Below are 13,660 nucleotides of genomic sequence, written 5' to 3' on the forward strand. Positions count from 1 at the left end.
GAGGTTCTGGAAATCCTCCAGAGTCGGCTCCTGGGCCTGGAGCATCGTGCCCATCGCTCCATCGGCGACCACCACACGCGTGGCGAGCGCCTCTCGGAGCGCGGACACACGGGCCCGGCTGTCGGCGGAAGGGGACGTTGGCGACGAGGCCATGTAAGGGCTCCCTGGGCTGCGACGGCTGTCGGCTATGCGGCTTCCCCGACGGGGCGGGGCTTGCCGCACGGCGTCAGGGTAACCGGGAGTCGGCTTGGATGGGCACCGGCGTCCACAAGACGGACGCGGGTGGCTCAACCGCGACGCTCGGGCCACGCGGGAAGTAACAGGTGTCGTCCGACCATTAGCGGGAGGTCGACATGGACCGGTAGTGTTCGACATTGCCGAACGGTGATTGAGCCGTGGGCAGTCGAGGGACGGAGGCAGGACGGCGATGGCACGGAACATCCAGTCGCTCGAACGGGCGGCGGCGATGCTGCGGCTGCTCGCGGGCGGCGAGCGGCGGCTCGGCCTCTCGGACATCGCCTCGTCACTGGGCCTCGCCAAGGGCACCGCCCACGGCATCCTGCGCACCCTCCAGCAGGAGGGGTTCGTGGAGCAGGACGACGCCTCCGGGCGCTACCAGCTGGGCGCGGAGCTGCTGCGCCTCGGCACCACCTACCTCGACGTGCACGAACTGCGCGCGCGGGCCCTGGTCTGGGCCGACGACCTGGCCCGGTCCAGCGGGGAGAGCGTGCACCTGGGCGTGCTGCACCAGCAGGGCGTGCTGATCGTGCACCACGTCTTCCGGCCCGACGACAGCCGTCAGGTGCTGGAGATCGGGGCGATGCAGCCGCTGCACTCCACCGCGCTCGGCAAGGTGCTCTCGGCGTACGACCCGGTGGCGCACAGCGAGGCGCTGGAGGCCGACCGGAAGCCCTTCACGGACCGCACCGTGTGCGACGCCGCCGACTTCGAGCACCTCCTCGACCTCACGCGCGCGCGCGGCTACGCGGCCGACGTGGAGGAGACCTGGGAGGGCGTGGCGTCGATCGCCGCCCCCATCCACGACCGGCGCCGCATGCCCGTGGGCGCGGTCGGCGTCACCGGCGCCGTGGAGCGGCTGTGCCGGGACGGCGAGCTGCGCCCGGAGCTGATCGCGGCGGTGCGGGACTGCGCCCGCGCGGTCTCCCGCGACCTGGGCGCCGGGCGGTTCTGAGCGGCGGCGGCCGGCACAGACACACAGGCACAGGCACAGGCACGGGCACGGAACGACCGGGACGCCAGGCGGCGTTCCGGCTGTCGATCTACCCTGAAGTGGACATACCGGGCCGGATCGCACGTCCACCCACGAAGGCCGATAACCCGCAGCGATCAATAACGATCCTGTTTTCGATAACAGAACCCTTGACTCACGCGTAACGCCGAAGCAAGACTCCCGTCCATCGGTCGGCATTGTCGAACACCTACCGGCAATACGCGCTAGAGTGTGACAACGCCAGAGGCCGGCATCGCTCTCATCCCCGAGGGCGCCAGAACCACCGGAGGGACCCGGGGTTCGGCTACCCACTGGACGAAGGACAAAGGAGTCGCGGGTGTCCAGCTCCGACATCTTCATCGGCGAGACCATCGGTACCGCCGTACTCATCCTGCTCGGCGGCGGCGTCTGCGCCGCCGTGACGCTGAAGGCCTCCAAGGCCCGTAACGCCGGTTGGCTCGCCATCGCCTTCGGGTGGGGCTTCGCCGTCATGACGGCCGTGTACATCTCCGGACCGCTGTCCGGCGCGCACCTCAACCCGGCCGTCACCCTCGCCCTGGCCATCAAGGACGGCGAGTGGAGCAACGTTCCGACCTACTTCGCCGGCCAGCTGCTCGGCGCGCTGATCGGCGCGACCCTGGTGTGGGTCGCCTACTACGGCCAGTTCCACGCCCACCTCACCGACAAGGAGATCGTCGGCGGTCCGGGCGCGCAGGCCACCTCGGCCAAGGCGGTCGAGGCCCAGGAGCAGGGCGCCGGCCCGGTCCTCGGCGTCTTCTCCACCGGTCCGGAGATCCGGAACGTGGTGCAGAACCTCGCCACGGAGATCATCGGCACGATCGTGCTGATCCTCGCGGTCCTCACCCAGGGCCTGAACGACAAGGGCAACGGCCTCGGCGTCCTCGGCGGTCTGATCACCGCACTCGTGGTGGTGGCGATCGGCCTCTCGCTCGGCGGCCCGACGGGCTACGCCATCAACCCGGCCCGTGACCTGGGCCCGCGCATCGTCCACGCCCTGCTCCCGCTGCCCAACAAGGGCGGTTCCGACTGGAGCTACGCCTGGATCCCGGTGGTCGGTCCGCTGGTCGGCGGCGCCATCGCCGCAGGCATCTACAACGTCGCCTTCGCTTAGGAAGCACGCGGGAACACCGAGTCTTCGAGCACGCGCCGTACGTACAGCCCCACCACCACGGACTTTCAGGAGCACACAGTGACCGACGCCCACACCGCAGGTCCCTTCATCGCCGCGATCGACCAGGGCACCACCTCCTCCCGCTGCATCGTGTTCGACCGGGACGGCCGGATCGTCTCCGTCGACCAGAAGGAGCACGAGCAGATCTTCCCCAAGCCGGGCTGGGTCGAGCACAACGCCAACGAGATCTGGACCAACGTCCAGGAAGTCGTCGCCGGAGCCATCGAGAAGGCCGGCATCACCCGGGACGACATCAAGGCCATCGGCATCACCAACCAGCGCGAGACCACCGTGCTGTGGGACAAGAACACCGGTGAGCCCGTCTACAACGCCATCGTCTGGCAGGACACCCGCACCGACGCCCTCTGCCGGGAGCTGGGCCGCAACGTCGGCCAGGACCGGTTCCGCCGCGAGACCGGTCTGCCGCTCGCGTCGTACTTCGCCGGGCCCAAGGCCCGCTGGCTGCTCGACAACGTCGACGGTCTCCAGGAGCGCGCCGAGGCCGGCGACATCCTCTTCGGCACCATGGACACCTGGGTCATCTGGAACCTGACCGGTGGTGTCAACGGCGGCAAGCACGTCACCGACGTCACCAACGCCTCCCGCACCCTGCTGATGAACCTGCACACGATGCGGTGGGACGAGAGAATCGCCGAGTCGATCGGCGTGCCGCTCCAGATCCTCCCCGAGATCCGCTCCTCCGCCGAGGTCTACGGCGAGGTCACCGGCGGCAAGCTCGGCGACCTGATCGGCGGCATCCCGGTGGCCTCCGCGCTCGGCGACCAGCAGGCGGCCCTGTTCGGCCAGACCTGCTTCTCCGAGGGCGAGACCAAGTCGACCTACGGCACCGGCACCTTCATGGTGATGAACACCGGCTCCAAGATCATCAACTCCTACGCCGGTCTGCTCACCACCGTCGGCTACAAGATCGGCGACCAGCCGACCGTGTACGCCCTGGAGGGCTCGATCGCCGTCACCGGCTCGCTGGTGCAGTGGATGCGCGACCAGATGGGCCTGATCTCGACCGCCGCCGAGATCGAGACGCTGGCGCTCTCGGTGGAGGACAACGGCGGCGCGTACTTCGTACCGGCCTTCTCCGGTCTGTTCGCCCCGCACTGGCGCTCCGACGCCCGTGGTGTGATCGCCGGCCTGACCCGGTACGTCACCAAGGCGCACCTCGCGCGCGCCGTCCTCGAGGCCACCGCCTGGCAGACGCGGGAGATCGCCGACGCCATGGTGAAGGACTCCGGCGACGAGCTGGTGACCCTCAAGGTCGACGGCGGCATGACCGCCAACAACCTGCTGATGCAGACCCTGTCCGACGTCCTGGACGCACCCGTGGTGCGCCCGATGGTCGCCGAGACCACCTGCCTCGGCGCCGCCTACGCCGCCGGCCTCGCCGTCGGCTTCTGGTCCAGCACCGACGACCTGCGCGCCAACTGGCGCCGGGCCGCCGAGTGGACCCCCCGCATGGACGCGGAGACCCGCGACCGTGAGTACAAGAACTGGCTCAAGGCCGTCGACCGGTCGATGGGCTGGCTCGAAGACGAGAACTGAGCGGTTCTCCCGGCTCAGTTCAGCTCTGACGAGGAGTAAGTACCCGACATGACCAGTCAGTCCACCTTGAGTTCCGTGCCTGCCCTGGGGACGCACCCGGCCTCCGGCTCCAACCCGAGCCGCGCCGAGACCAGGGAGCAGCTCGCCAAGGCGTCGTACGACCTTCTTGTGATCGGCGGCGGCATCCTGGGCATCTCCACCGCCTGGCACGCCGCGCAGTCCGGGCTCAGGGTGGCCCTGGTCGACGCCGGCGACTTCGCCGGCGCCACCTCCTCCGCCTCCTCCAAGCTGCTTCACGGCGGTCTGCGCTACCTCCAGACCGGCGCGGTGAAGCTGGTGGCGGAGAACCACTTCGAACGCCGTGCGGTCTCCCGCCAGGTGGCCCCCCACCTGGCGAACCCGCTCACCTTCTACCTCCCCGTGTACAAGGGCGGCCCGCACGGCGCGGCGAAGCTCGGCGCGGGCGTCTTCGCCTACTCCGCGCTCTCCGCGTTCGGCGACGGCGTCGGCCACCTGCTCTCGCCGTCCCGGGCGGCGCAGGACGTGCCCGAGCTGCGCACCGAGAACCTGAAGGCCGTGGCCGTGTACGGCGACGACCAGATGAACGACGCGCGCATGGCGCTGATGACGGTCCGCGCGGCCGTCGAGGCGGGCGCGGTCGTCCTCAACCACGCCGAGGTCACCGGGCTGCGCTTCACCCAGGGCCGGGTCACCGGCGCCGAACTCAAGGACCGGCTGTCCGGCGAGGAGTTCGGCGTCGACGCCCGCCTGGTGCTGAACGCGACCGGCCCCTGGGTCGACCACCTGCGGAAGATGGAGGACCCGAATGCGGCGCCGTCCATCCGCCTGTCCAAGGGCGCGCACCTGGTCCTCAAGCGCACCTCCCCCTGGAAGGCCGCGCTCGCGACCCCCATCGACAAGTACCGCATCACCTTCGCCCTCCCCTGGGAGGACATGCTGCTCCTCGGCACCACCGACGAGGAGTACGAGGGCGACCCGGCGGACGTGTCCGTCAACGAGAAGGACATAGCCCAGATCCTGGACGAGGCCGCGTTCTCCGTCCGGGACCAGCAGCTCCAGCGCGACCTCATCACCTACGCGTTCGCCGGTCTGCGGGTGCTGCCGGGCGGTCCCGGCGACACCGCCAAGGCCAAGCGCGAGACCGTGGTGACCGAGGGCAAGGCGGGCATGCTGTCCGTCGCCGGCGGCAAGTGGACGACGTTCCGCCACATCGGCCGGACGGTCATGAAGAAGCTGGAGGCGCTGCCGGGTCACCCGCTCGGCGACGACTTCGAGCCCATCTCCTCGCTGCCGAAGAAGCTGCCGCTGCCCGGCGTCGCCAACCCGCGCGCGGTCGCCCACCGGCTCCTGGTGGACAACCCGGCGCCCGGCCCGCGCATGGCGGCCGACACCGCCAGGCACCTGGCGACGCACTACGGCTCCCTGGCGTTCGACATCGCCCGGCTGGCGAACGAGCACCCGGAGCTGGGCGAGCGCGTCCACCCGGACGCCCCGGAGATCTGGGCGCAGGTGGTCTGGGCCCGCGACCACGAGTGGGCCGAGACGCCGGACGACGTGCTGCGCCGCCGCACCACGCTGACCATCCGGGGCCTGGCCACGGACGAGGTCCGCACCAAGGTCCAGGACCTGCTCGACAAGAAGTAGGTCCCGGCCGGCCCCTCCCCCTGACCGGGGCCGGAACGGATGAGGGCCGACTCCTCCCGCACGAGGGGCCGGGATACGAAAAGGGGCGGCTCCACACCGGTGGAGCCGCCCCCTTCCGCGTGCCCCGGCACCGTCCGCCCGGGCGGGGCCCGCGGAGCGCGGCGGCTCCCGCGGCGGCGAGTGGTGTTCCCCGTCGGTGAACGGGGCAGTGATCCGTTCACTCCCCCACGCAAGGGGGCTGCGGGCGCCCCCGCCGGACGCCGTAAGGTTGGTGAGTCAAGCGAGGGCACGTCGGAAGGAGGCACTGGGTGATCGAGCTGGAGGGGGTTCCCGAGCTGATCGACCCAGTCATGGTGGCCGCGTTCGAGGGCTGGAACGATGCCGGCGACGCCGCCTCCACGGCGGTCGCGCATCTGGAACGCGAGTGGAAGGGCGAGGTGTTCGCGGCGCTGGACGCCGAGGACTACTACGACTTCCAGGTGAACCGCCCCACGGTGTTCATGGACGGCGGGGTGCGCAAGATCACCTGGCCGACCACCCGGCTGTCGGTGGTCCGGGTCGGCGGCGACAAGCCGCGCGACCTGGTGCTGGTCCGCGGGATCGAGCCGTCCATGCGCTGGCGTTCGTTCTGCAACGAGCTGCTCGGCTTCGCGCACGAGCTGGGCGTGGAGCTGGTGGTCATCCTGGGCGCCCTGCTCGGTGACACCCCGCACACGCGGCCGGTACCGGTCAGCGGGGTCACGTCCGACCCGGACCTGGCACGCCGCATGGATCTGGAGGAGACCAAGTACGAGGGGCCGACCGGCATCGTCGGCGTCCTCCAGGAGGCGTGCACGCACGCCGGCGTCCCGGCGGTGTCGCTGTGGGCGGCCGTGCCGCACTACGTCTCCCAGCCGCCCAACCCGAAGGCCACGCTGGCCCTGCTCAACCGGCTGGAGGACCTGCTGGACCTGCGTGTCCCGCAGGGCGAGCTGCCCGAGGACGCGCGTGCCTGGCAGGTGGGCGTGGACCAGCTGGCCGCGGAGGACAGCGAGGTCGCCGAGTACGTCCAGACGCTGGAGGAGGCCCGGGACACCGCCGAGCTGCCGGAGGCGTCCGGTGAGGCGATCGCCCGCGAGTTCGAGCGGTACCTGCGGCGCCGGGACGTGAGCCCTCCGGGCGGGAAGCCGCGGCCGCCGTCCTCCGGTGGCGGCCCCCGGGAGGACGACGAGGACGGCCCGGAGGACTGAGGAGGCACGGCGAAGGGGCGGTTCCCGGGTGGGAACCGCCCCTTCGCCGTGCGACCGGCGTGCCGCGGGCGCCGCGGCCGGCCGGGGTGGTTACAGCGCCACGCCCAGCAGTGCGTCCACCGCCCTGCTGACCAGGCCCGGGGCGGCCGTGTCCGAGCCGCCCTCGCGCTCCTGGCGGGCCGCCCAGCGGTCGACCGCGGCGAGCGCGGCCGGGGTGTCCAGGTCCCGGGCCAGCGCCTCGCGGACCTCCTCCACCAGGGCGTCGGCGGACGGGCCGTCGGGCCGGGAGACGGCCGCGCGCCAGCGGCCGAGCCGGGCCACGGCCTCCGCGAGCACCTCGTCGGTCCACTCCCAGTCGGACCGGTAGTGGTGGGCCAGCAGGGAGAGGCGGATGGCGGCGGGGTCGACGCCGTCGCGGCGCAGCGCCGAGACGAAGACGAGGTTGCCCTTGGACTTGGACATCTTCTCGCCGTGCAGGGCGACCATGCCGGCGTGCACGTACGCCTTCGCCATGGGGAACTCGCCGGTGAGCACCTGGGCGTGCGAGGCGCCCATCTCGTGGTGCGGGAAGGCGAGGTCGGAGCCGCCGCCCTGGACGTCGAAGCCCATGCCGAGGTGGTCCAGGGCGATGGCCACGCACTCGATGTGCCAGCCGGGGCGGCCCCGGCCGAGCGAGCCGCCGTCCCAGCTGGGCTCGCCCTCGCGGGCCGTCATCCACAGCATCGGGTCGACCGGGTTCTTCTTGCCCGGGCGGTCCGGGTCGCCGCCGCGTTCGGCGGACAGCAGCCGCATGGCGGCGGCGTCCAGGTTCGAGACCTTGCCGAAGTTCGGGTCCGATCCGACGGAGAAGTAGATGTCGCCGTCCAGCTCGTAGGCCGCGCCGAGGTCGCGCAGCCGCTCCACCAGCGGGACGATGCCGGGTATCGCCTCGACGGCGCCGATGTAGTGGCGCGGCGGAAGCATCCGCAGGGCGGTCATGTCCTCGCGGAAGAGGGCCGTCTCCTGCTCGGCGAGGGCGACCCAGTCGACGCCGTCGCGCTCGGCCCGCTCCAGCAGCGGGTCGTCGACGTCGGTGACGTTCTGGACGTAGTGAACCTGCCGCTTGGTGTCGAGCCACACGCGCTGAACCAGGTCGAACGCGTTGTAGGTCGCCGCGTGACCCATGTGGGTCGCGTCGTACGGCGTGATGCCGCAGACGTAGATACGGGCGACGGGACCGGGGTCGAGGGTGACCAGGCCGCCGGTCGCGGTGTCGTGGATCCTCAGGTCGCGGCCCTGACCAGGCAGGGCGGGGACCTCGGAAGCGGGCCAGGCATGCATGTACATGAGCCTAACCGGCGCCGAGCTGCGGATACGAACGGGATCAGCCGGATGACCGGATCCGCGTTCTTGAATGTCGGCGCCGGATGTGCTCAGTCCGACGGGTTCATACCGGCAAGGCTCATATGGGCGGCCAGGGTATGGCCGGCCACTCGCCGCCCGGCTCCGGGTGGACGCCCGAGGCGAGCAGCGCGTCCACCCGCGCGCGTGTGGCGTCGGCCTCGGCCGGTGTGATCAGTGTGGCCAGCCGCTCGCCCAGCCGGCCGTCCAGGGCGTCCCGGAGTCCCTTGAGGACGCCCAGGGCCTCCTCGGTGAGGGGTTCCCCGGCCCAGCCCCACAGCAGGGTGCGCAGCTTGTCCTCGACGTTGAAGGTGACGCCGTGGTCGATGCCGTAGAGCCGGCCGTCGGCGGTGGGCAGCAGGTGGCCGCCCTTGCGGTCGGCGTTGTTGAGCACCGCGTCCAGCACCGCGAGTCGGCGCAGCCGCGGGTCGTCGGCGTGCACCAGCAGCGCGGTGCGGCCCTCGCCGACCTCGGCGAACCCGATCGCCTTCCAGCCCGGCTCCGGCTCCTCGGCGTCGACCAGGGCGAGCAGCTCCGCCTCGGCGTGCGCGTCGATCCAGAGCTGGCACATGCCCTCGCCGTACGGCCCGTCGCGCAGCACGGTCGGCGGCACGAGCCCCCAGCCGGTGGCCTCGGAGACCTCGTAGGCGGCCACCTCGCGGCCGGCCAGGGTGCCGTCGGGGAAGTCCCACAGGGGGCGCTCCCCGGCGACCGGCTTGTAGACGCAGGACGCCTCGCGGCCGTCGAGGGCCACCGTGCAGAACAGCGCCGCGTTGGACGCCTCGCGGATCCTGCCGCGTACGGTCAGCTCACCCCGCGCGAGCAGCTCGGCGGGGTTCGGATCGGCCGTCACGCTCCGCGGCGGTATCCGTTCTGGCGCGGACATACGTGTCCTTCCGGATCGAGCGGGAGGCTGCACAGCGGACACGGTGGCCGCCCGGCGTTGACGACGTCGAGGGCGCGCTTGGCGAAGGCCCGGGCCTGCGCGCCGGTCAGCCGGACCCGCAGCATCGGGGGTCCGTTCTCCTCGTCCTGGAGCAGACGCTCCTCGGCCTCGGCGAGGTCCTCCTCGGTGTCGGCCTCCAGCTCGACCAGCGCCTGGGCCTCGACGATCATGCGCTGGTCCTCGCCGTCCCAGGCCAGGGCCATGGTGCCGACGCGGAACTCCTCCTCGACGGGGGTGTCGAGCGGAGCGGTGTCGGCGATCTCGTTGGGCGCCATGGCGGGGACGGCCGCGCTGCCGCCGCTACGCCGTACGACCTCGTCCAGCAGTTCGTCCATGCGCTCGGCGAGCGCGGCGACCTGGGTCTTCTCCAGGGCCACGCTGGTCACCCGGGAGCCTGCGATGGCCTGGAGGAAGAACGTACGGCGCCCGGGCAGTCCGACCGTGCCGGCCACGAAGCGGTCCGGCTGGTCGTAGAGGAACACCTGACGGGACACGTCCTGTCTCCATTGATGTCGTGGTTTCGGGGGATTCGGCGGTGCCGGCCGTACGCGGGAGCGACGGGGTCGGTCGCTTCACCCTACTGCGGCCGACGATCACGGTGCGCCCGCACCGCCTCCGACCGGTGCGTCGCCCTCGCCGGGTTCCTCGCGCGGGACGAGTGAAGCGAAGTCCCCGGTGTCGCCGAGGCGCACGAGGAACGGCCGGAGGGGGGTGTAGCGGATCGCGGTGACGGAGCACGGCTCCACGGAGATCCGCTGGAAGAGATCGAGGTGGAGGCCGAGGGCGTCGGCGACGAGGGACTTGATGATGTCGCCGTGGGAGCACATCAGGTAGACCGCGTCGGCGCCGTGCTCGCGCTCCACGCGCGCGTTCCACTCGCGTACGGCCTCGGCGGCGCGGGTCTGCATGGCCCGCATGGACTCGCCGCCCGGGAAGGCGGCGGAGGAGGGATGCGCCTGCACGGTCGCCATCAGCGGCTCGTCCTTCAGCTCGGCGAGCTTGCGGCCGGTCCAGTCGCCGTAATCGCACTCCCCGATCCGCTCCTCGGTGTGGGAGCGCAGGCCGGGGCGGGCGTCCAGCAGGGGGGCTACCGTCTCCTGGCAGCGCTCGAGCGGACTGGTGACGACCTCGGAGAGCGGCAGTCCGGCGAGCCGTGCGGGCAGCGCGGCGGCCTGCGCGGCGCCTCGCTCGTCCAGCGCGACGCCGGGCGACCGTCCGGCGAGCACGCCCGAGGTGTTGGCGGTGGAACGTCCGTGCCTTACGAGGATCAGCGTGGGCATGCGGCAAGGGTAGGCGCACCTTGAGATGCGCCGATGACCGGGCGAAGGGAGAATGCGCTCCGTGATCGTCGACTGCGCCATATACCGGCACGGGCACCGCACCGAGGGCCCCGTGGACCTGTCCGACGCGCTCGCCGAGGCGCGGGCGGCCGGCGGCTTCGTGTGGATCGGCCTGCACGAGCCCTCCGAGCGGGAGTTCGACCTGGTCAGCCAGGAGTTCGGACTGCACCCGCTGGCCGTGGAGGACGCTCTGAAGGCACACCAGCGGCCCAAGCTGGAGGTGTACGACGACTCGCTGTTCATGGTGCTGAAACCGGTCGTGTACGAGCCGGCGAGCGACGCGGTGTCGGCCGGCGAGGTGATGGTCTTCATCGGCGAGTGCTTCGTGGTGACCGTCCGGCACGGCGAGGGCTCGCCGCTGGCGGCCGTGCGGCACCGGCTGGAGGAGGAGCCGGAGATGCTCGACAAGGGCCCCGGCGTCGTCCTGTACGCGATCGCCGACGCCATCGTCGACCACTACCTGGAGGTGGCGACGGAACTCCAGACGGACCTGGACGAGCTGGAGGCGGAGGTGTTCCGGCCGGAGGTCGGCGCCTCCCGCAACACCGCGTCCCGGATCTACACCTTCAAGCGGCAGGTCCTGGAGTTCCGGCGGGCCACCGGACCGCTGGCGGTGCCGCTGACCCGGCTGGCCGGCAGCGGCGGGCTCGGCACCCCGGTGCCGTTCGTGCACGAGAAGTCGCGGCCCTTCTTCCGGGACGTGGGCGACCACCTCGCGCGGGTGAACGAGTCCGTGGAGGCCCTGGACCGGCTGGTGTCGGACATCCTCTCGGCCCACCTGGCGCAGATGAGCGTCCGGCAGAACGACGACATGCGGAAGATCTCCTCGTGGGCGGCGATGGCGGCGGTCCCGACGATGATCGCGGGCATCTACGGCATGAACTTCGACCACATGCCCGAACTGCACTGGCTGTGGTCGTACCCGGCGGTCATCGCCCTGATGGCCGCGCTGGAGGTGCTGCTGTACCGGCTGTTCAAGGGACGCGGCTGGCTGTGAGCGCGGTTCAGACGTGCTCGGGCGCGGGTGCGGGCGCCGCCGGACCACCGAGGGCGTCCCGGCGCTCGGGCATGCGGAGGCGGACCATGCGGTGCCAGCCGGCGAGGCGTTCGTAGGCGTACGCGGCGTGGATGCCGGCCGCGAGCACCGCGGACCTGGTCCTCGACCAGCCGAGGATGCGCGCCATGCGGGCCGTCACGGCGAGGCTGACGTCCCGGTGGACGCGGATCTCGGCGAGCGCGTACGTCCGCAGGGTCCGCTGGATCAGCCGGCCGTGCCCGGCCGCGGCGAGGCGGAGCAGTTCCTCGTGGGTGTAGGCGAGGTGGTTGTCCTCGTCGTCGGCGATCACGCGGAGGGCCTTGCCGATCCCGGGGTCGTCGCCGAAGCGGGCGCGGAGCAGCGCCATCTGGTCGGCGGCACGCTGTTCGGTGACCCGGCTGTGCGCGAGGTAGACGACGAGGTCCCGCACGGTGAGCGGCTCGTCCCGGCGGAGCCGGTCGTGCGCGAGGCCGATGCCGCGCCGCTCCAGCAGCATCGTGTAGTCGGTCTCGGGCGGGACCGGGACGGGTGCGAGTCCGCGCTTGCGCAGCAGGGCGCGGAAGATGCGCCCGTGCTTGTCCTCGTCGGCGCCGTGCCGGGCGATCCTCGGCGCGAGGGCGCGTTCGTCCGGCGGTACCAGCGCGGCGATCCGCCCGTTCTCCCAGCCGCCCTGGGCCTCCCCGCCGGCGGCGATGGAGCAGAAGAGGCGGAAGGACTCGTCGTGGTCGAGGATCTCCTGGAACAGACTCCTGGCCGACAGCATGGCAGACACCTCTCGCAGCTCCGCGGGGCCCACAGGGAACGAGTCAAGTGCGCACGCGCGGGAGCCGCAACACGGCCCCGGACCGGCTCGGCCGAACGGAGGACCGCGGGGCGGCGGAAGAAGGGGTGCCGGGGGTCGTAACCGCGCGGGGCCGGGCGCGTTGTTCCCGGTGCCGGCCGTGGCGGGGAAGACCCCCGAGCCCCCACCACGGCCGCGGGAACCTCCCTACGCGAGCCCGGCGCGCTCCAGGGCCTCGGTGCCGGCCCGCAGCGAGGCGAGCCGCTCGTCCAGACTGAAGCCGGCCGGGGCCAGGTTGAGGGTGGTCACCCCGGCGGCGGCGTAGGCCCGCATCCGCTCGGCGATCCGGTCGACGGAGCCCAGCAGCGTGGTCCGGTCGATGAGGTCCTGCGGGATCGCGGCGGCGGCTCCCTGCTTGTCCCCGGAGAGGTACTTCCGCTGGATCTCGGCGGCCTCCTTCTCGTAGCCCATGCGCTGGGCGAGCTGGTTGTAGAAGTTCTGCTTGGCGCTGCCCATGCCGCCGACGTACAGCGCGGTGTACGGCCGGAAGACGTCGGCGAGCCGGTCCACGTCCGTGTCGTCGCCGAGGGCGATCGGCAGGGTCGGGCTCACGTCGAACCCGTCGAGCGTCAGGCCCGCCTTCTCCCGGCCCGCGCGCAGGTGCTTGATCGTGGTCTCCTCCAGGTGCTCGGCGGAGGGGAAGATGAGCAGCGCGCCGTCGGCGATCTCGCCGGTCTGCTCCAGGTTCTTCGGGCCGATCGCGGCGATGTACAGCGGGATGTGCTCGCGCTGCGGGTGGACGGTCAGCTTGATCGGCTTGCCCGGGCCGCCGGGCAGCGGCAGCGTCCAGTGCTCGCCCTCGTACGTCAGCCGCTCCCGGGTCATCGCCCTGCGGACGATCTCCACGTACTCGCGGGTGCGGGCCAGCGGCTTGTCGAACTTGACGCCGTACCAGCCCTCGGAGACCTGCGGGCCGGAGACGCCGAGCCCGAGGCGGAACCGGCCGCCGGAGAGCGAGTCGAGCGTGGCCGCGGTCATCGCGGTCATCGCGGGCTGCCGGGCCGGGATCTGGAAGATGGCCGAGCCCACGTCGATGCGCTCGGTCTGCGCGGCGACCCAGCTGAGTACGGTGGCCGCGTCGGAGCCGTAGGCCTCGGCGGCCCAGCACACCGCGTAGCCCAGCCGGTCGGCCTCCTGCGCCACGGCCAGGTTGTCGCCGTCCATTCCGGCACCCCAGTAGCCGAGGTTGATCCCGAGCTGCATGGCCGAATCCCCTTACCGATGAGTAACGTGCCTGTCGGGC

At 71.8% G+C, this 13,660-nt stretch carries 12 protein-coding genes; 6 read left to right on the forward strand and 6 right to left on the reverse strand.

Annotated features, from left to right (window positions below):
• The first annotated feature begins 427 nt into the window (after positions 1–427).
• From IF37_RS0128145 to IF37_RS0128165, 5 genes are all read left to right on the forward strand, one after another.
• Positions 428–1,192: an IclR family transcriptional regulator gene (locus tag IF37_RS0128145; protein ID WP_030748411.1), complete on the forward strand. Its 765-nt coding sequence runs from the start codon at positions 428–430 to the stop codon at positions 1,190–1,192.
• A 376-nt stretch (positions 1,193–1,568) separates the two neighbouring features.
• Complete coding sequence (locus IF37_RS0128150; RefSeq protein WP_030748414.1) at positions 1,569–2,363, forward strand: MIP/aquaporin family protein; 795 nt, start codon at positions 1,569–1,571, stop codon at positions 2,361–2,363.
• Positions 2,364–2,441: 78 nt separating this feature from the next.
• Positions 2,442–3,980 carry a glycerol kinase GlpK gene (gene glpK / locus IF37_RS0128155; protein ID WP_030748417.1) on the forward strand — a complete coding sequence of 513 codons (1,539 nt, stop codon included), beginning with the start codon at positions 2,442–2,444 and terminating at the stop codon, positions 3,978–3,980.
• Between the two features lie 48 nt (positions 3,981–4,028).
• Positions 4,029–5,645 (forward strand): glycerol-3-phosphate dehydrogenase/oxidase, encoded by a 1,617-nt coding sequence (locus tag IF37_RS0128160; RefSeq protein ID WP_030748420.1) that lies wholly within the window; start codon positions 4,029–4,031, stop codon positions 5,643–5,645.
• A gap of 308 nt (positions 5,646–5,953) precedes the next feature.
• A complete protein-coding gene (locus IF37_RS0128165) occupies positions 5,954–6,874 on the forward strand; it encodes a PAC2 family protein (RefSeq protein ID WP_030748423.1) in 921 nt (306 codons plus the stop codon).
• Positions 6,875–6,964: 90 nt separating this feature from the next.
• On the opposite strand, the gene mshC is transcribed toward IF37_RS0128165, so the two are convergent.
• The 4 genes from mshC to IF37_RS0128185 all read right to left on the reverse strand — a co-directional run bounded on the left by mshC (position 6,965) and on the right by IF37_RS0128185 (position 10,480).
• Positions 6,965–8,194 carry a cysteine--1-D-myo-inosityl 2-amino-2-deoxy-alpha-D-glucopyranoside ligase gene (gene mshC, locus IF37_RS0128170; RefSeq protein WP_030748426.1) on the reverse strand — a complete coding sequence of 410 codons (1,230 nt, stop codon included), beginning with the start codon at positions 8,192–8,194 and terminating at the stop codon, positions 6,965–6,967.
• A gap of 121 nt (positions 8,195–8,315) precedes the next feature.
• Complete coding sequence (locus IF37_RS0128175; RefSeq protein ID WP_052845408.1) at positions 8,316–9,140, reverse strand: SCO1664 family protein; 825 nt, start codon at positions 9,138–9,140, stop codon at positions 8,316–8,318.
• Positions 9,104–9,694: a DUF3090 domain-containing protein gene (locus IF37_RS0128180; RefSeq protein ID WP_030748430.1), complete on the reverse strand. Its 591-nt coding sequence runs from the start codon at positions 9,692–9,694 to the stop codon at positions 9,104–9,106. The genes IF37_RS0128175 and IF37_RS0128180 overlap by 37 nt, the downstream gene beginning before the upstream one ends.
• A 99-nt stretch (positions 9,695–9,793) precedes the next feature.
• Positions 9,794–10,480: a histidine phosphatase family protein gene (locus tag IF37_RS0128185; protein ID WP_030748432.1), complete on the reverse strand. Its 687-nt coding sequence runs from the start codon at positions 10,478–10,480 to the stop codon at positions 9,794–9,796.
• A 61-nt stretch (positions 10,481–10,541) separates the two neighbouring features.
• On the opposite strand from IF37_RS0128185, the gene corA reads away from it, so the two are divergent.
• The gene (gene corA / locus IF37_RS0128190) at positions 10,542–11,537 is read left to right on the forward strand and encodes a magnesium/cobalt transporter CorA (RefSeq protein WP_030748433.1); all 996 of its coding nucleotides are present in this window, start codon (positions 10,542–10,544) and stop codon (positions 11,535–11,537) included.
• Positions 11,538–11,544: 7 nt separating this feature from the next.
• Here the strand turns inward: corA and IF37_RS0128195 are convergent, their stop codons facing one another.
• Positions 11,545–12,339 carry a hypothetical protein gene (locus tag IF37_RS0128195; protein WP_030748435.1) on the reverse strand — a complete coding sequence of 265 codons (795 nt, stop codon included), beginning with the start codon at positions 12,337–12,339 and terminating at the stop codon, positions 11,545–11,547.
• A gap of 225 nt (positions 12,340–12,564) precedes the next feature.
• Positions 12,565–13,620, reverse strand: a complete 1,056-nt coding sequence (locus tag IF37_RS0128200) for an LLM class F420-dependent oxidoreductase (protein WP_030748437.1) — start codon at positions 13,618–13,620, stop codon at positions 12,565–12,567.
• Positions 13,621–13,660: the final 40 nt, after the last annotated feature.

The organism is Streptomyces sp. NRRL S-31, from assembly GCF_000718775.1.
Lineage (GTDB): Bacteria > Actinomycetota > Actinomycetes > Streptomycetales > Streptomycetaceae > Streptomyces.

Bases quoted from the DNA above. Each gene is read 5' to 3' on its own strand.
- IF37_RS0128145 (WP_030748411.1), top strand. From the start codon at position 428: ATGGCACGGAACATCCAGTCGCTCGAACGGGCGGCGGCGATGCTGCGG.
- IF37_RS0128160 (WP_030748420.1), top strand. From the start codon at position 4,029: ATGACCAGTCAGTCCACCTTGAGTTCCGTGCCTGCCCTGGGGACGCAC.
- mshC (WP_030748426.1), bottom strand. From the start codon at position 8,194: ATGCATGCCTGGCCCGCTTCCGAGGTCCCCGCCCTGCCTGGTCAGGGC.
- IF37_RS0128175 (WP_052845408.1), bottom strand. From the start codon at position 9,140: ATGTCCGCGCCAGAACGGATACCGCCGCGGAGCGTGACGGCCGATCCG.
- IF37_RS0128185 (WP_030748432.1), bottom strand. From the start codon at position 10,480: ATGCCCACGCTGATCCTCGTAAGGCACGGACGTTCCACCGCCAACACC.
- IF37_RS0128195 (WP_030748435.1), bottom strand. From the start codon at position 12,339: ATGCTGTCGGCCAGGAGTCTGTTCCAGGAGATCCTCGACCACGACGAG.
- IF37_RS0128200 (WP_030748437.1), bottom strand. From the start codon at position 13,620: ATGCAGCTCGGGATCAACCTCGGCTACTGGGGTGCCGGAATGGACGGC.